The organism is Tenacibaculum ascidiaceicola (assembly GCF_047470925.1).
In the GTDB taxonomy this organism is placed as follows: Bacteria; Bacteroidota; Bacteroidia; order Flavobacteriales; family Flavobacteriaceae; genus Polaribacter; species Polaribacter discolor.
In genome coordinates this window covers 554749-573436 of sequence record NZ_JAZKJP010000012.1, presented here as the reverse complement: position 1 = coordinate 573436, position 18688 = coordinate 554749, and the positions used below count along the sequence as shown (strand labels likewise).

The window sequence follows — 18688 nt, the reverse complement described above, 5'->3', positions numbered from 1 at the left end:
AGTAAAAACAATTTTCAAGCCAAAACCTATAATTTACACAAAACTAGCTTTCATAACTTTAACTTAATATTAACATAACCATAATTTTCGTAATTTTGCCTCCCTTTTGCCGTAATTTCGGCTCTGGGAATTAATATATTCAAATATTTTATAAACAATCATTTATGAGAAATTTTACGATAACAATGTTATTGCTTTTTTCAGGTTTATTTGGCTTGAATGCGCAGAATATTGTAAAGGGGATCGTAATAAACGGCGATTCTGAAAATCCTATGCAAGGTGTTTCTGTAAGTGTAAAAAAAGCTAACGTCACTAATACTACAGACGCTAGTGGTGCTTTTACACTAAATGGTTTACCAAACGGAAGACAAATTGTAACGGTATCATTAAACGGGTATGAAACCCAAAACTTTCCAGTTGAACTATCTGGAAAAACATTAGATTTAGGTACAATCTTTATGTATGAAGATTTGTCTCAAGATCAAGATTTAAGCACCATCACTATTACAGATGATGAGTTAAATGATGATACAAGTGCTGCTGATAACATTTCTGGTTTACTACAAGCTTCCAGAGATGTGTATTTACGTACTGCTGCTTTTGAGTGGAGTGGTTCATTCTACAGAGTACGTGGTTTAGATTCTGAAAACGGTAAAGTTTTAATTAATGGAATTGAAATGAACAAACTATACAACGGTAGACCTCAATGGAGTAACTGGGGAGGTTTAAATGATGTATTACGTAATCAAGAATTTAGTAATGGACTAACTCCTTCAAACTATGCTTTTGGTGGTGTTTTAGGTTCTACAAATATTAACACAAGAGCTTCTGAATATAGTGAAGGAGGGCGTATTTCTTACGCTTCTTCTAACAGAAGTTACAACCACCGTCTAATGGCAACATATTCTTCAGGTTTATTAGCTAATGGATGGGCTATAACTGTTTCTGGTAGCAGAAGAGCTGGTAATGAAGGGTATGTTGATGGTACTTTTTACGATGCTAACTCTATCTTTTTGTCACTTGAAAAACAAATTAACGATGCTCACAGCTTAAACTTAACAGTGATTGCTGCAGAAAACGAAAGAGGAAAATCTTCACCAAATACTCAAGAAGTTTTTGATATTAAAGGAATTCGTTATAACTCATATTGGGGAAAACAAGGAGACAAAAACAGAAACTCTAGAGTTAAAAGATTATACGAGCCAATCGTTATGTTAAATCACTATTGGAATCTTTCTGATAACACAAGATTAAACACAAATGTTGGTTTTCAATTTGGAGAAATAGGTAATAGTCGTTTAGACTATAACGGAGCTAACAATCCAGACCCTACTTACTATAGAAAGTTACCAAGCTGGTATTTATCAGACCCAAATGGACCAGATTATGAAAGTGCATACAAATCATTAACTGGTTTCCAAAATGATGGACAAATTGATTGGGATGAATTATATATTGGAAACGAAGGAAGCCCAGAAAATGCTCGTGTAATTTTATATGAAGATAGAAATGATGATCAGCAATTAACAGCTAATATGATTTTATCATCAGAGTTAAATGAAAATATTACACTAACTGCTAGTGGTGAATATAGAAAGTTAAAATCTGAGAACTTTGCTTCTCCAATAGATATGCTTAGAGCTACAGGTTATTTGGATGTGAATACTTTTGGTGATAATTTTGATCAACAACAAAGTAACCTTTTAACTCCTAATAGAACAATTGAATTAGGAGACCGCTTTAAATACAACTATATCTTCAACTCTGAAGTATATGGCGGTTTTGCTCAGTTACAATTCAAATACAACAAAGTTGATTTTTATGTAGCAGGACAAGCGAACAATACTACACACCAAAGAGAAGGTTTATTTCAAAACGGATATTTCCCAACTAATTCTTATGGAAAATCAAAAAAATTAGATTTCTTTAACTACGGAGCCAAAGGAGGATTAACCTATAAAATCTCTGGTCGTCACTTAATTGATATAAACGGAGGTTATATTACAAAAGCACCATCTTTACGTAACTCTTTTGCCAACTCAAGAGCTAACAATATTACAGTTGCTGATGTTGCTGAATTAAATAGTGAGAAAATATTATCTGGAGATGTTAGCTATGTTTTCAGAAGCCCTTTAATCACATCAAGAGTTACAGGTTACTATACAGATATTAAAGATGCTACAGAAATTTCATTCTTCTTTGCTGATGGTATTGGAGGAGACACTTCAGCTTTTATCCAAGAAATATTAACCGGTATTGATAAGAGACACTTTGGTGTTGAGTTTGGAATTGAAGCACAAGTTACTCCTACAATTAAACTAAAGGGAGCCGCTAATGTTGGTCAATATACTTACAACAATAACCCTAATTTAGTTATTACAACTGAGAATGCTTCTACACCTGGTTTTATCAATGGTAAAAGAGATATGGGACCTGCTTCTCTTAAAGATTATAAACTTGCTGCTGGCCCTCATAAGGCTTACTCTTTTGGTTTTGAATATAGAGATCCAGATTATTGGTTTGTTAGTGTTACTGCAAACTATATGGATGAAGCTTATGTAGATGTTTCTCCTATTAGAAGAACTAGTAATTTTATCAATGAAGATGGTGATACTTTTTTAGATTACGATCCAGTATTAGCAAAACAACTATTAGTTCAAGAGCAATTTGATGATTATATGGTTGTAAACGCTATTGGAGGAAAATCATGGAAAGTAGGCGATGGTAAATACATTGGTTTATTTGCTAGTGTTAGTAATTTATTCAACGAAGAATACAAAACAGGAGGTTTTGAACAAGGAAGAAATGCAAATTACCGTGAACTAAACGACGATAATGCAAACGGAACACCAACCTTTGGAAATAAATATTGGTACGGTAGAGGTACTACTTATTTCTTAAACTTAAATTATAGATTCTAAAAAACACTCAAAATGAAAAAAATAAATTTATACAAGATTTTTGCAATACTTTTTATTGCAATTTCTGCTTCATGTGTTGACAATAACGATTTTGAATTACCAACTATTGGACCAGACAAACAGTACGAGAACTTAAAGTCTTTAGACGAAATTATTGCACAATACAATGGTGATCCTATAGAGTTTGCAGAGGATGTTACTGTATATGGTTATGTAGTTTCTGATGACAGAGAAGGAAACTTTTTTAAATCAATCATAATTCAAGATAAACCAGAAAACCCAACTGTTGGTTTAGAAGTAAGAATAGATGATACTAATTTAGGCGCTCGTTATAATGTAGGTAGAAAAATATACATTAAATTAAAAGGACTTGCTTTAAGTAAATACTTCGCATCTTTTCAAATAGGTGTTTTAAACGGAAATAGTACGGATAGAATTGACGCAAACGATTATATCGACTTTATTGATAGATCTTCTGAAATTGCTGAAATAGTACCAACCAACTTAACAATTGGTGAATTAACTGATAACCATATTAATACTTTAGTTAAAATAGAAGGACTACAGTCTGAAGAAAAAGGTTTAACCTATGCTGACCCAGATCCTGATAATACTTTTTCAGTAAACAGGTACTTTACAAGTTGTGAAACTTTTGAATCTATTATCATGAGAACAAGTGGTTTTTCAACTTTTAAATCGTATCCTATTCCTGACAAAAAAGGAAGTGTTACTGCTATTTTAGGAAAGTTTAGTAGCGACTATCAATTATACATTAGAGATACAAATGACGTTAACTTTACTGAAGAGTATGGTTGCAATAACAATCCTACTGATGCTTCTTTAGCTGAAGTAAAGGCATTATATACTGGTAGTGAAACTACTGTTACTCAAAACTTAAAGTTAAAGCTTGTAATTACTTCAGATCTTTCTACAGATAATATTTCAAATCAAAATGCATTTGCTCAAGATGCAACAGCTGGTATTGCTTTACGTTTTAGTGATGCTTACAATTTAAAATTAGGAGACGAAATAGAAATTGCAGTTGGCGGAGCTAAATTAAGTGAGTATAATGGCTTATTACAATTAAATGTTTCTCCATCTAATATTCTTAGTACAACAGCTGGAACATTACCTACTCCTGAAATAATTACCATAGCTCAAGCTTTAACAGGAGACTACCAAGGTAAGTTAGTGAAAATTGAAGGAGTACAGTTCAAAGACAACACTAAGAATTATGATGGTAGTAACCTACTAATTTCTGAATGTGATGGAGATGAATTAACTACTTTTGTTAGAGGTCAAGCTACATTTGCTAACAATCCTGTAAGTGACAAAAAAGGAACTATTACAGGAGTAATGAGCGATTTTAATGGTGCTCAAATCTATTTAAGAAATGAAGCTGATGTAAACTTTACTGAAGATTATACTACTTGTGGAGGTGGTGGTACTCCTTCTGGCGATGACCTATACATATCTGAATATGCCGAAGGAAGTAGTAATAATAAGTATATTGAAATTTATAATGGTACAGGTTCTGATGTAGATTTAACCAACTATACTGTTGGGTTATATGCTAATGGTTCAGCTACGGTAGGTAACACAATTGATTTAAGCACTATTAAAAGTACTTTAGCTGATGGTGAAGTAATTGTAATTTATAATGGAGGAGCATCAGATGCTGCCATCACTGGTTCAGGAGGAACTACATCAACTGTTACCTATTTTAATGGGGACGATGCAATTGCTTTATTAAAAAGCGGCACCGTAATAGATGTAGTAGGTAATATTGGAGAAGATCCAGGTAGTTACTGGGCTGTAGCGGGTGTAGCAGACGGGACTAAAGAACACACCTTAGTTCGTAAAGCGTCAATTACAAAAGGTAATACTGATTGGACTGCTAGCGCAGGAACTGATGCAGCAAGCTCTGAATGGGAAGTAAAAGCTCAAGATGATTTTACTTCTATAGGAGTAAGATAATTTGTAACTTCTTATAAAAAAACAAAAAGCCCAAGGTTTAAACCTTGGGCTTTTTTATTCTATGTTTAAAATTACTTTTTAACTAATTGTTTAGTATACGTTTTTCCTGTATCATCTAAAGACACAAAATAGATTCCTGCTGATAATTTTGAAACATCTACATTATTACTTCTAGAGCTCATTTTTACTTTTTGAAGCAATCTTCCATTCGCATTATAAATAGCAACTTCTTTATTTTTCCACAACTCATTATTCACTTGTAAAACTATAGCACTTCCTTCTATAGGGTTCGGAGAAAAAACAATTACATCTTTATCATTTACTAAAACTTGCCTTACACTTAAATTATCGGTTTTAGCACTACCACAGTTTCCAATATTATTCCATCCACTTGAAGTTCTCTCATACAAAACATTAAAATAAACAACTCTATCACCAACCTGATAGTTTTGAGAAGAATCATATTGAGGTACACCATCACAAATATCTGTGCTAGTACCTCCATCTCCTTCAATAATATTTAGAGTGTAATCTTCAACCTCTCCATAATCAAATGAACCACAAGAAGAAGGAGTATTATTGTATCGCATAGACACTCTCATTCTTGTTACTCCTAATTTTGCAGTATTAGGTACAGTAAAGCTACCACTAACTGAATTATCAGTAGACGCACTTTTAATCCACACTTGCTCTCCGTTATCTTCAAAATCAGAATCCTGATTATAATCTATCCAAACAGCATATCCTTCTTTATAAACCGTTCCTGTCCATTTAGGTGTAACAGTTATTGTATTGGAACTTCCTTGCTCTATATCAGTTGAAATATTAGTAAAATCTTCATATCCATTTGTCGCTCCTGAATTATTATTAATTGACCCAAGTGTTACATTCTGAATATATTCATCATTTACATTATTTCCTTTTGAATCGCAATAAGTTGGTACACTAACACTTCCTTTACTTTTAGCTACCTCAATTAAGTACTCTAAACCAAGTTTAGCAAATTTTGCCGCATGCGTAGCATTAGCAGTTGGAAATCGGTCAGATGTATCATTTACAGTATGAATATAAGGGCTTGAACCGTTAAACGATGCTTCAAAAGGGAAAGCTGCATCATATCCTTGTTGTGCCCAACTATAATGATCAGAACAACCGTAGTTACATCGTGTATAATCATAGGTAAACTGGTGACTTCCTGAAGCATTATAATGATCCATAAGACTTGCTAAAAAAGCATTAAGAGTACTACTGTTATAACTATCATCAGAAATGTAGACATCTTTAGGTGATCCTTTATAATTTGTCATATCAAATTGCACGTACGATAACACATTAACATTTCTATTTTTATAATCTTGTGCAATCTCTTTTGAACCTCTTAAACCAACTTCTTCAGCAGCAAATGCCATAAACTCAATAGTTCGTTTTGGTTGAAAATCCATTTGAAAGAGTACTCTAGCCATTTCTGTAATTGTAGCAATACCAGAAGCATTGTCATCAGCACCAGGTGCATTTGTTTCTCTTTCTGGACTAACAGAATCGATATGACCACCTATTATTACGTATTCATTTGGAAGATCACTTCCTTGAATTGTCATAACTACAGAAGGCATTGTAGTACTACTATGGTTAACTATTCTAACACTAACGTCAGACCTACCGCTAGCCATTGTTTCCCATTTTTGTTTTAAATCTTGAACAGCTTGTGTAGCTTTTTGGGTTGTGTGATATCTAGTTCCATAATTTTCAAGTTCTACTATATGATTAGCAATATTTGTATTATTCACCAAGCCTAAACTTTGGTTTACAAGTTGATCTTCACTAATGGTATACGATGCTCTCTGTTGATACGTTTTTTTACTTTGAAGCTTCTGAATAGTTTGTAAAGCTTCTTTTTCAGAAGATTCATAAATAAACCCTGGACCATGAGTTAAAATCATATGATGCAGTTTTTCAGCTGCATGATGACTTAATTTTACTGCACTAAAGCCATTTGTGGAGGAAAGAATTTTAATATCTGCAGGAGCAACTTTTTGTAGTTTTAAGGCGTCTTTGGTTTCAATAGTACCATAAAACATTTTTTCTTGGCTGTAAACATTAGAAAAACTAAGGCACAGCAATAGTAACGAAAGTAGTAAATACTTTTTTTTCATTTTTGAAGGGTATTAATGTTAATTATAAATTCCCTTGTAAGTTATTAAAAATTAACATTATAGAACTAAAATATTTTTCATCTTCTTATTTAATCATAAACTTAACTTTAAAGTTTATCTTTTTTAACACTCAATAAGTTTTGTTGTATACTTCATTTTTTCGCACCTTTATGTGCGCATAAACTTTTTCTACAAATGTCTTCAAAGCATAGAATAAACAGAGCTTTTAAAAGAGCAAAAGAGCTACCTTTAAATGAGAGCTCTAAATATATTTTATTTTCTGATTGCCATAGAGGTGATAACAGTTTTGCTGATGACTTTGCACGTAATAGAAAAATATATCACTATGCTTTATCTCAATATTTTCAAAAAGAATTCACCTATATAGAATTAGGGGATGGTGATGAGCTTTGGGAGAATAAATTTGTAAATATTTTTAATGCCAATAAATACATTTACCTATTACTTCAAAAATTCCACCAACAAAACAGGTTATATTTTATCTGGGGAAACCATGATATGAATTATCGAAAACCTAAAAATGTTGCTAAAAACTTTAATTCTTATTACGATACTATTGATGGAAAGAAAAAAGAATTAATGCCAAATGCTTCTTTTTCTGAAGCAATTAAACTGGTACAAGAAGATGGTAAATCTATCTTCTTACTCCACGGACATCAGGCAGATTGGTTTAATTATACTTTTTGGAAATTCAGCAGGTTTTTGGTTCGTGTTTTGTGGAGACCATTACAAATACATGGAATTAAAGACCCAACAAGTCCTGCTCAAAACTTTAAAGGATTAATAAAGGTAGAACGCCGTTTAGAAGAATGGATTAAGAGTAATAATAATCAAATGATTATTACAGGACATACACATCGCCCCAGATTTCCATCAAAAAATAAACTTCCACATTTTAATGATGGTAGCTGTGTACACCCTAGATGCATAACTGGTTTAGAAATTGAGAATAATGAAATAACTCTTATTAAGTGGCATGTAGTAACTAAAGAAGATGGTACTATGCAAATTACAAGATCTGTTCTTGAGGGGCCTAAAAAAATAACCGACTACATTTAACTTCGTAACTTTTTATTAACTCAAACCCTCACATCACATAACAGTTTATTAAATTGTACTTAATATTTATATTAAAAAAAGAGAATACTTTTGATTCACCTCTAAAAGAGGAGTAGTCATTATAAATTTATTAGTTTTTGTCGACTATTTATTTGACTCACTATATACTGCCTTGAAAACAAGGCAGTTTTTTAATATTAGATTAACACTAAGTTAACATAAGGGTTGGTTATTTGCCGCGACAAAAACTAATAAACAACATCTAATGAACTATAAAACAGTACTTACGTCTGTAAGTATGTTTGTGTTACTCTACACACATGCACAACAAACAAACGCACCAAAATTTGGAAAGGGTATATTTAATCTAGTTGGAAAAGACAGTACTTGGTCTATGAATATGGGTGCTAGAATGCAATTTTTAGCAACTGCAGAATGGGATTCTAACAAAGATGGTTTATATAACCCAACATCTTCAATGTTAGTAAGAAGAGCTCGTTTAAAATTTAAAGGATTTGCTTTTTCTCCCAAATTAAAATATAAAATGGAACTTGGATTGTCTAATAGAGATATTAGTGGCGCTTCAGAACATACAGGAAACGCCCCAAGATACATTTTAGATGCAGTTCTAAAGTGGAACTTCCATCAAAATTTTGAATTATGGTTTGGACAAACCAAACTACCTGGAAACCGTGAACGTGTTATTTCTTCTGCTAATATGCAATTAGTAGATCGTTCTTTATTAAACAAACGTTTTAATATTGATAGAGATATGGGAATACAGTTAAGACATCATTTTAATTTATCTGATAAGTTTATTGTTAGAGAAGCTTTAGCTTTTTCGCAAGGTGAAGGAAGAAATGTTACCGTAGGAAACCTAGGCGGACATCAATATACTGCTCATCTAGAATTTTTACCTTTTGGAAAGTTTGAAGGCAAAGGAGATTATATAGGTAGTGATTTAAAAAGAGAAAAAACTCCTAAGCTTGCCATTGGTATGAGTTATGACTTTAATAACAATGCCGTAAAAACCAGAAGTAACCAAGGTACTTATATGGTTAATGATGAAGGATACTATCAAACAAACATATCAACCTTTTTTATGGATGCTATGTTTAAATATAAAGGATTCTCTTTTATGGGAGAATATTCATACAGAGACGCCGAAGATCCTTTCGCAAAAAACTCAGACGGAACTCTTACTGGAGAAATTGTACAAGTAGGAAGTGGTTTAAACCTTCAATCAGGGTATTTATTTGCTAAAGACTGGGAAGTATCTGGTCGTTTTACTAACATTTCTTTGGACGAAAACATTACAGGGAAAGGAACTGAAAATCAATACACAATAGGATTATCAAAGTACATTGTTGGTCATAAATTAAAAGTACAAACCGATATTAGTTACTTAGATATAGCAACAGCTACAAATCAATTAATGTATAGATTACAGGTAGACGTACACTTTTAAATGATAACATAAACATAACATGAGAGCGTTCTCGTGTAACTAAATTTGCAAAACTTAATTAAAAACTAAAAAATGGGAGATCCATATATTTTGATGCTAGTCGCTTTAGCTGTTTTAGCTATTGTAGACTTAGTTGTGGGAGTTAGTAACGACGCTGTTAACTTTTTAAATTCAGCAATCGGTTCTAAAGCAATTAAAGTAAGAAATATTATGATAATTGCGAGTGTTGGGGTGTTTTTTGGAGCAATTACCTCAAGTGGTATGATGGAAGTAGCACGTAAGGGGATTTTTAACCCTAGCATGTTTATGTTCCAAGACATCATGTTTATTTTTATGGCAGTTATGATTACTGATATCTTACTATTAGATATCTTTAACTCATTAGGAATGCCTACATCAACAACGGTTTCTATTGTATTTGAATTATTAGGAGCAGCTGTTTGTGTATCATTAATTAAAATTGCAGCCAACGACGCTCAATCAATTTCAGACATTTGGAACTACATTAACCATAAAAAAGCTATTCAGATTATAAATGGTATTCTACTCTCTGTAGTAGTTGCTTTTTCTGTTGGAGCAATTGTACAGTTCTTTTCTCGTTTAATTTATTCATTTAATTTTGAAAAAAGAGCTAGTTACATCAATGCTTTATTTGGTGGTTTTGCAATCACGGCTATTACATATTTTATCTTTGTTAAAGGAATGAAAGGAACTCCTTTTTATAAAGATATAAAACATTTAATTGAAGGAAATACACTTGTTATAATTGCTGGTGGTTTTGTTTTTTGGAGTGCTATATCTCAAGTATTAATCCATTTTTTTAAAGTCAATATCTTAAAATTGATTATTGGTGTAGGTACCTTCTCTTTAGCAATGGCCTTTTCTGGTAACGATTTAGTAAACTTTATTGGTGTACCAATTGCTGCTTGGAACTCATACCAAGCTTGGGAAGTATCTGGTGTTGCACCTGATGCATTCTCTATGGGTATTTTAGCTAAGAAAGTACCTTCTAATGTATGGTTATTATTATTGGCAGGAGCAGTAATGGTTGTCACTTTATGGACTTCTAGCAAAGCTAGAAATGTAATTAAAACTGGTATTGATTTATCTCGCCAAGGAGACGGACATGAAAAATTTCAACCGAACCCATTATCTAGAGTTGTAGTTAGAGCAGCTATGGGAGTAAACCTAGGTATTAGTGCTATTATACCTAAAAAGACTTTAAACTTTATCGATTCAAAGTTTCAAAAACCTGTAATTGAATTACCTAAAGACAAAACTTACGAAATGCCTGCTTTCGATTTAGTAAGAGCGTCTGTAAACTTAATTGTTGCTGGTATTTTAATTTCTATTGCAACTTCAATGAAATTACCATTATCTACCACTTATGTAACATTTATGGTAGCAATGGGTACCTCTTTAGCTGATAGAGCTTGGGGACGTGAAAGTGCTGTTTATAGAGTTGCTGGTGTAATTAACGTTATTGGTGGATGGTTCTTAACAGCGATTACAGCTTTCTTAACTGCAGCTTTAGTAGCTTACTTAATTAGCTGGGATATGGTAATGATTCCTGTATTGTTATTAGTGGTTGCTCTTTTAATTGCAAGAAACACTTTACAACACAGAAAAAAATCTAAAGAAGAAAAGAAGCAAGTACATATGGAACGAGCAGAATTAATCACTATTAACGGTGTGATTGAAGAAAGCTCAGATCATATTGCTGGTGTTGCTCACCGTATTAATAAATTATACTCAAGCGTTGTAAAAGACCTTGCTACGCACGATTTAGTTAAATTACGTAAAACTGATAAACACGTTACAAAACTAAATGATGAAATTGATAACTTAAAAGACGGTGTATTCTACTTTATTAAGTCTTTAGACGATACTTCGGTACAAGCAAGTAGGTTCTATATTTTAATTTTAGGGTATTTACAAGACGTTGCTCAGTCTATTAGCTACATCTCTAGAGCTACTTACAAGCACGTTAATAACAACCATAAAAACCTTAAAAAAGGACAAATTAAAGATCTTAAAAGTATTGACAATACGCTTTCTAAGCTATTAGCTGATATTGGTGATACTTTTGAAAATAGAAGTTTTGATAATTTAGGACATATTATTAACGAAAAGAAAGAGTTATTAAAAGATGTATCTAAATCTATAGAAAAACAAGTAGAACGTATTAGAACAGATGAAACAAGTCCAAAGAATACTACATTATACTTTAGTATTTTAATTGAGACACAAGATTTAGTATCTGGATTAATGAGTTTACTAGAAACATATGAAGAGTTTCATATCAGTACAAAAACAGCTGAAATAGAAGCTTAATCAAACAAGAAAAGCCGAGTTAATTAACTCGGCTTTTTTATTTCTTATCTATATTAACTATTACTTCTTCTTCATAGGACGCATCAAACCTTCTTGCGCAACTGAAGCTATTAATTTACCATCTCTAGTATAAATATTTCCACAAGCAAAACCTCTTGCTCCATTAGTATTAGGACTTTCAACAGAGAATAACATCCAATCATTAAAATCAAAATCGCGGTAAAACCACATGGAGTGATCTAAACTTGCCATTTGTGTATTTCCAAAGTTGGCTACACTTGCATTTGGATTTAAACAAGCTGTTAAAATATTATAGTCCGATATATATGTTAATATTTGCTGTTTGATTCCTAGTGGTAAATCAGATGCTTCTCCTTTTAACTTAAACCAAACATCAACTACTGGTGGTAAATCCTTTCTGTCTAACGGATTTACAATTTGTACAGGTTTAAAATCGATAGGACGCTCAATACTTAAAAAGTCTTTCATTTTCTTTGGTAAAAAAGCCCCAAACTGATCCAACATATCTGTCCAACTTAATAACTCTTCAGGTTGTTTTAAGTCTTTTTTTATTGGCATTTGATGCTCGTAACCATCTTCTTTTTTATGAAATGAACAAGACAAAATAAAAATTGTTTTATCTTTTTGATGCGCTGTTACTCTACGCGTAGAAAAACTACCTCCATCACGGATGGTTTGTACGTTATATGTTATAGGTAACTCTAAATTCCCTGCTTCTAAAAAATACGAATGTAACGAGTGTAAAATACGTTCCTTTGGTGTTGTTCTATAAGCTGCATTTAAAGCTTGTGCTAATACTTGACCACCAAAAACATTTGGGCTTCCTATATCTCTACTTACTCCGTTAAAGTTCCCTTCACCTAAATCGTCAAGGGTAAGTATATTTAATAATTCTTGTGTGTTTTTCATTTGTTAATACAATAAAGAGGATTTAATTCTTTATACTTTTTTTATTTTAAAAGGTTTTATTAACCTAAATTCTGTTGGCTGAATTCTATTCAAAAATAAACTTAAAATACGGTTTGGAATACTTTTTCTATGTCGCAAATAAATTGTTAGGTCTTGAGGCACTGCCCCTACAGAACTTTTTATTTCACTAGCTGTTCTTCCAAAATTGATTGTTTTTATATTATTATCAATTGCTAATGAGATATAATCATATAACATTCTTTGATAAATTGCATAGGTTCTATTAACTGTATAATCAATCCCCACAAAATGTGCATCTAACGAGTTTTGATTTACCATTCCTGACAAAAATCCAACTAACTTATCTCCTAACCAATATACCTTAATAACATAATCATCTTTTAAGTTTTCTTTTAAACACATGTACGTTTCAATATTAAAGTACCCTAAATTAAAACTCGCCTTATTTGATACATTCTTATATAGTAACGCCATTTCAGGCAATAATTGTTTTAAAGATTCAATTGTTATCTCTTCCGTTTGTAAACCTGTACTCATTTTCAAAGCCTTTCTAGCTTTTACTCTATACTTTGTTTTTAATGCCGATAAATAATCATCAAAAGTATTCCAATTACTATCTAATGTTAATACCATATTAGGATCCACATTAAAAGAATTATAACCTACATTATGCAGTGCATCAGTAATAAAAAGAGATTCGTTAACAAAATCTTTCAGCATAAAAGCATCTATTGTTTCTTTTGAAATATCTTTTTCAAAGGCTACAATAGCTTTAGCAAGTTCTTTTACAATTTGTTTTTTATCTTGATTTGATTTTATGAATATTCCGTGTTCTCCACTTACAAATGTATTACCACATGTAAGTATTTTAAATGTTTTTTGAGAAGACAATAAATGTAGTTTTCTCCCCATACATCGCATCCATTCCACAACCGATTGCAAATCGTTTTGAACACTATCTAAGTAAAAATCTACTAACTTGATGGTAGCAAAAGCTATAGCTTCATTTTTTTCATCAAATAATAAAATATAAGAAAACTGTATTTGTTGATTGTTTTTTTCTAAAGCTTCTAAATATGCTGGTTGAAGGTACATATTGTCTGTACATTCAAGCTCTTTCCAAACCTTTTCTGGTATTTTATTTACTGAAGAAAAGTAACATATATTGGATGATTTTTTTTTACAGGATATAATAATAACTGCTTTTACGATTTGTATTTGTGTAAATTAGTAAAAGTTTATCAAATACACTATAAATTATTTTAAGCTACACCGTTATTCCAAACAGGCACTTTTAAAAACCTACTTATTTTTACCATATCACTTAACAAATATTCTTTATCACCGTGGTTAAGTAAATTATAGCGTTCTCCATTTTGAGTAACTAAATTCACCTCGTAACAGTAATAACCTCCTGATTTATTTCCTTGGATAAATTTTGATAATACTTGTAACGCATACACTTGCTGAAAAGGTATTATTTCACCATCAACTAATACTTTTCTCTTTTGTGAGTTTAAAAACGCTTTAGCTCCAAAAGAAAATAGCAAGAAAATACCTATCAATACAAAGGGACCACCTGAAATGAAAAACAACTTACCTCCATGCATAAATGTTAACGGTTCTTTTGAAAACTCAAAAAACTCTATATAAGACCAAACCACATAGTTTAACCCCATTAAAAGGAAACTCCAGGCTACAAATTTCAAATAAGAGCTAGAGGTTATTTTATAGCCAAAAGCTGTTTTTCGCAATCGTTCACTTAAAAAATTACTTCCTGAGCCTTTAACAGCACTCCAAGAAATATTTTGCCCAATAGCATCGGTTGTAAAGTCACCAAAAGAAAACTCTATTTGTTTATTCGTTGGTGAGTTTTTCTTTCTTTTAGCCCAATAACTAGAGCCAAACATACCTATAAACATAAAAGCTAATACCGCTAACATCCCACCAGTTTTATAGTAAGTATATCGCTGTTTACTTATACTTAACTTATGAAGTGGGGCAGTTATTTCAAGGCGTTTTATATCATTTAAATCTTTTCTTGTGGGATTTGTAAGCTGTTGTAATGAGTCTAGTTTTCGTACACTTTGTTGTACTTCAATTTCTCTTTTATGAAACGATTCGTACATATTTTGAAATTGTGGAAATGCTACGAAAATAAAAATCCCTATTGGGATTATTGCAAAGAACCAAGAATTGTTAAGAGATATTTTTTCCATATTTTATTTTTTTGAAGAGCAAATTTGAGAAAAGTTTTTGGTTTTTTGGTATAAAAAAAGCTTTTACATTAATGCAAAAGCTTTTTCTAAAAACAATATTTTATTATTACTCACAAAAAGGAACTGTAAAGAATCCTTCTATTGAATTATCAGCACTTGAATTTGCTTTTATTTTTATAGTAAGCTCATTATTTGTAAATCTTACAACCTCTGCAACTCCTTGAAAAAAGTTTAAAGGATTAGATCCTTTCTTACTAAAAACTACATTCACATTATCATAAGTTCCTAACTCAGCTTTCACATAAGTTGAAATTTCTAACTCATAATCAAAAATATTAGAACTACAGTCTGCTTGTATATTAGTAATATGTACTGAAAGTTCATTATTTCCAGACATAAATGCTTTACCTCCTTCTGCCGTAAAACTTGTTCCAAATACGTTTCCTGATAATTTTGTGTTTGCAATTCCAGCTGGATCATTATCACTATCAGAACAGCTACTCATTACTAAAGTTAGGCACATCAAAACCGCATAACTAATTTTAAAAATCTTTTTCATTCGTTGAAATTTTAATTTGTTTTTACAAGGCGCGAATTTAGTTTAAAAATAAAAACCCACAAACAAATTAATTGCTTGTGGGCTTTTTATATTTATAAGGTTAGCTTACCCTACAATATTTATGATTTTTCCTGGGACAATAATTACTTTTTTAGGCTCTCTTCCTTGTAATTGTTGTTGCGTTTTTACATGTGCCATGACCGTTTTTTCAATTTCGTCTTTGTTCATATCTAACGGTAACTCTAAGGTAAAACGCATTTTTCCATTGAAAGAAACTGGATAATTCTTCGAGCTCTCAACTAAATGCTTCTCTTCAAATTTTGGAAAAGCTACGGTTGAAATAGACTCATTGTGTCCTAACTGACTCCATAATTCTTCTGCAATATGTGGTGCATACGGAGAAATTAATACTAACAATGGTTCTAAAATAGCTCGTTTGTTACATTTTAACGCTGTTAACTCATTTACCGCAATCATGAAAGTAGAAACGGATGTGTTGAACGAGAAGTTCTCAATATCTTCTTCTACTTTTTTAATTGTTTTGTGTAAGGTTTTTAATTCGTCTTTGGTTGGTTCAGCATCAGAAACATTGATTCCGTTTTCATCTGTGAATAATTTCCATAATTTCTTTAGGAAAGAATACACTCCTGAAATCCCTGAAGTTTTCCATGGTTTTGTTTGCTCTAACGGCCCTAAGAACATTTCAAATAAACGTAAACTATCCGCACCATATTCTTCACAAATTAAATCTGGATTCACCACATTGTATTTTGATTTTGACATTTTTTCAACCTCTCGACCAACAATGTATTTGCCTTCTTCTAAAATGAATTCTACATCTTTAAAATCAACATTTAATGGATGCTTTTTAAACGCTTCAACATCTAACTCATCAGAAGAATTTACCAATGAAACATCAGCATGAATAGGTTGTACTTTTTTATCTCCTATTAACCCTTTAGAAACAAATGTATTTGTTCCTTCTACTCTATATACAAAAGCAGAAGTTCCTAAAATCATTCCTTGGTTGATTAGTTTTTTAGCAAACTCGTCTACTGGTAACAATCCTCTATCAAACAAGAATTTTTGCCAAAAACGTGCATACAATAAATGCCCTGTAGCATGTTCAGAACCTCCAATATATAAATCTATTTGCTTCCAATAGTCAACCGCTTCTTTACTTACAAACTCTCCTTCGTTATTCGAGTCCATATAACGGTTAAAATACCAAGAACTTCCTGCCCACCCTGGCATCGTATTCAGTTCTAACGGGAAAACAGTTTCGTTATCAATCTTGCTATTTTCAACAACAGTGTTTGTTGTTGTGTCCCATGCCCAAACCTCAGCATTTCCTAACGGTGGTTTTCCATCTTCAGTTGGTAAGTATTTCTCAACTTCTGGCAATACAATTGGTAAATGTTTTGCATCAATCATTTGTGGCATACCATCTTTGTAGTATACTGGGAAAGGTTCTCCCCAATAACGTTGACGACTAAATACTGCATCACGTAAACGATAGTTTATTTTTCCGTAACCAAATCCACGTTTTTCTAATTCGTAGATTACAGTTTTCATTCCTTTCTTATAATTTAAACCATCTAAGAAATCAGAGTTTGCTAATTTAATTCCATCTTTAGCATCGTTTGCTTTTTCAGAAATATCAACATTAGCAAAAATATTTGGAATCTCTAATCCGAAGTGTTTTGCAAAATCATAATCACGTTGGTCACCACATGGTACCGCCATAACCGCTCCTGTACCATAGCTTGCTAATACATAATCACCAATCCAAATAGGCACTTGTTTTCCTGTAAACGGATGCAACGCATACGCACCAGTAAACACTCCTGAAATGGTTTTTACATCAGCCATACGATCACGCTCAGAACGTTTTGCTGTAGCTTCAACATAAGCTTCTACCGCTTCTTTTTGCTCAGCAGTTGTAATTTTCGCCACTAAATCGTGCTCTGGAGCTAAGGTCATAAAAGACACTCCAAAAATAGTATCAGGACGTGTTGTGAATACGTCTATTTTAGCATCGTGTCCGTCAACATCAAAAGCAACCATGGCTCCTTGCGAGCGACCAATCCAGTTGGTTTGGCTATCTTTTAATGGCTGTGGCCAATCAATATTTTGTAATCCGTCTAATAAACGTTGTGCGTATGCAGAAATTCGCATAGACCATTGGGTCATTTTTTTACGAACTACTGGATGCCCCCCACGTTCTGAGACACCGTTTACAATTTCGTCATTTGCTAATACGGTTCCTAGTGCTGGACACCAGTTTACTTCAGTATCCGATAAAAAAGTTAAACGGTATTGTAATAGTATTTCTTGTTGTTCTTTGTCAGAGAAGCTCTTCCATTCTTCCGCAGAAAAAATAGTTATATCTTCATCAGCAACTGCATTTACATTCGCATTTCCTTCTACTTCAAATTTTGCTACTAAGGTTGAAATATCTTCTGCCTTATCAGTATCTTTATTATACCAAGAGTTGAACAATTGAATGAAAATCCACTGTGTCCATTTATAATATTCTGGATTTGAAGTACGAACTTCTCGAGACCAATCGAATGAAAACCCGATATTATCTAACTGACGACGGTAAGTTTTAATATTCGTTTCTGTCGTAATTGCTGGATGTTGTCCTGTTTGAATCGCATATTGTTCAGCAGGTAACCCAAAAGAATCATACCCTTGTGGATGCAATACATTAAACCCTTTATGGCGCTTGTAACGTGCATAAATATCAGATGCGATATATCCTAACGGATGCCCTACGTGTAATCCTGCTCCAGATGGGTAAGGAAACATATCTAACACATAATATTTTGGTTTATCAGAATCATTTTCAGCTTTAAACGTACCTTGATCCGCCCAGTACTTTTGCCACTTTTTTTCTATCTCTTGGTGATTGTATTGCATTTGTAATCGCTTGTTTTAAAGGATGCAAATTTACAGTTATTGTTGATAAGTAAAAAGTTTAGCTCTTTTAATACTCTATAAAAAACTAAATACTTTCAAAA

At 32.3% G+C, this 18688-nt stretch carries 11 protein-coding genes; 5 read left to right on the top strand and 6 right to left on the bottom strand.

The features are described 5' to 3' along the window. Nucleotides 1–164: 164 nt before the first annotated feature. Together VBY68_RS14650 and VBY68_RS14645 are read left to right on the top strand one after the other, a co-directional pair. Entirely contained in the window at nucleotides 165–2921 is a 2757-nt protein-coding gene (locus tag VBY68_RS14650; RefSeq protein WP_415270144.1) for a carboxypeptidase-like regulatory domain-containing protein, read from the top strand. 12 nt (nucleotides 2922–2933) lie between these two features. Further along, nucleotides 2934–4898, top strand: coding sequence for a DUF5689 domain-containing protein (locus VBY68_RS14645; RefSeq protein ID WP_415270143.1), 1965 nt, complete (start codon nucleotides 2934–2936; stop codon nucleotides 4896–4898). Between the two features lie 71 nt (nucleotides 4899–4969). Here VBY68_RS14645 and VBY68_RS14640 read toward each other — a convergent pair whose 3' ends face one another. Next, nucleotides 4970–7051, bottom strand: a complete 2082-nt coding sequence (locus tag VBY68_RS14640; RefSeq protein WP_273695055.1) for a M20/M25/M40 family metallo-hydrolase — start codon at nucleotides 7049–7051, stop codon at nucleotides 4970–4972. 195 nt (nucleotides 7052–7246) lie between these two features. Between VBY68_RS14640 and VBY68_RS14635 the strand changes: the two genes are divergently transcribed. The 3 genes from VBY68_RS14635 (at nucleotide 7247) to VBY68_RS14625 (ending at nucleotide 11933) form a co-directional block, all read left to right on the top strand. Beyond that, nucleotides 7247–8131, top strand: a complete 885-nt coding sequence (locus tag VBY68_RS14635; protein WP_099214740.1) for a metallophosphoesterase — start codon at nucleotides 7247–7249, stop codon at nucleotides 8129–8131. A 265-nt stretch (nucleotides 8132–8396) separates the two neighbouring features. Next, a complete protein-coding gene (locus VBY68_RS14630; protein WP_121146315.1) occupies nucleotides 8397–9599 on the top strand; it encodes a porin in 1203 nt (400 codons plus the stop codon). 72 nt (nucleotides 9600–9671) lie between these two features. Then, complete coding sequence (locus VBY68_RS14625; RefSeq protein ID WP_415270142.1) at nucleotides 9672–11933, top strand: inorganic phosphate transporter; 2262 nt, start codon at nucleotides 9672–9674, stop codon at nucleotides 11931–11933. Nucleotides 11934–11993: 60 nt separating this feature from the next. Here the strand turns inward: VBY68_RS14625 and VBY68_RS14620 are convergent, their stop codons facing one another. The 5 genes from VBY68_RS14620 to leuS form a co-directional block, all read right to left on the bottom strand. Further along, nucleotides 11994–12863, bottom strand: coding sequence for an acyl-CoA thioesterase (locus tag VBY68_RS14620; RefSeq protein WP_415270141.1), 870 nt, complete (start codon nucleotides 12861–12863; stop codon nucleotides 11994–11996). Between the two features lie 30 nt (nucleotides 12864–12893). Further along, a complete protein-coding gene (locus VBY68_RS14615) occupies nucleotides 12894–13979 on the bottom strand; it encodes a GNAT family N-acetyltransferase (protein ID WP_415270140.1) in 1086 nt (361 codons plus the stop codon). 167 nt (nucleotides 13980–14146) lie between these two features. Then, nucleotides 14147–15103 carry a hypothetical protein gene (locus VBY68_RS14610; protein WP_415270139.1) on the bottom strand — a complete coding sequence of 319 codons (957 nt, stop codon included), beginning with the start codon at nucleotides 15101–15103 and terminating at the stop codon, nucleotides 14147–14149. Between the two features lie 106 nt (nucleotides 15104–15209). Then, nucleotides 15210–15662: a hypothetical protein gene (locus VBY68_RS14605; RefSeq protein WP_415270138.1), complete on the bottom strand. Its 453-nt coding sequence runs from the start codon at nucleotides 15660–15662 to the stop codon at nucleotides 15210–15212. Nucleotides 15663–15767: 105 nt separating this feature from the next. Further along, entirely contained in the window at nucleotides 15768–18587 is a 2820-nt protein-coding gene (gene leuS, locus VBY68_RS14600; protein WP_415270137.1) for a leucine--tRNA ligase, read from the bottom strand. Nucleotides 18588–18688: the final 101 nt, after the last annotated feature.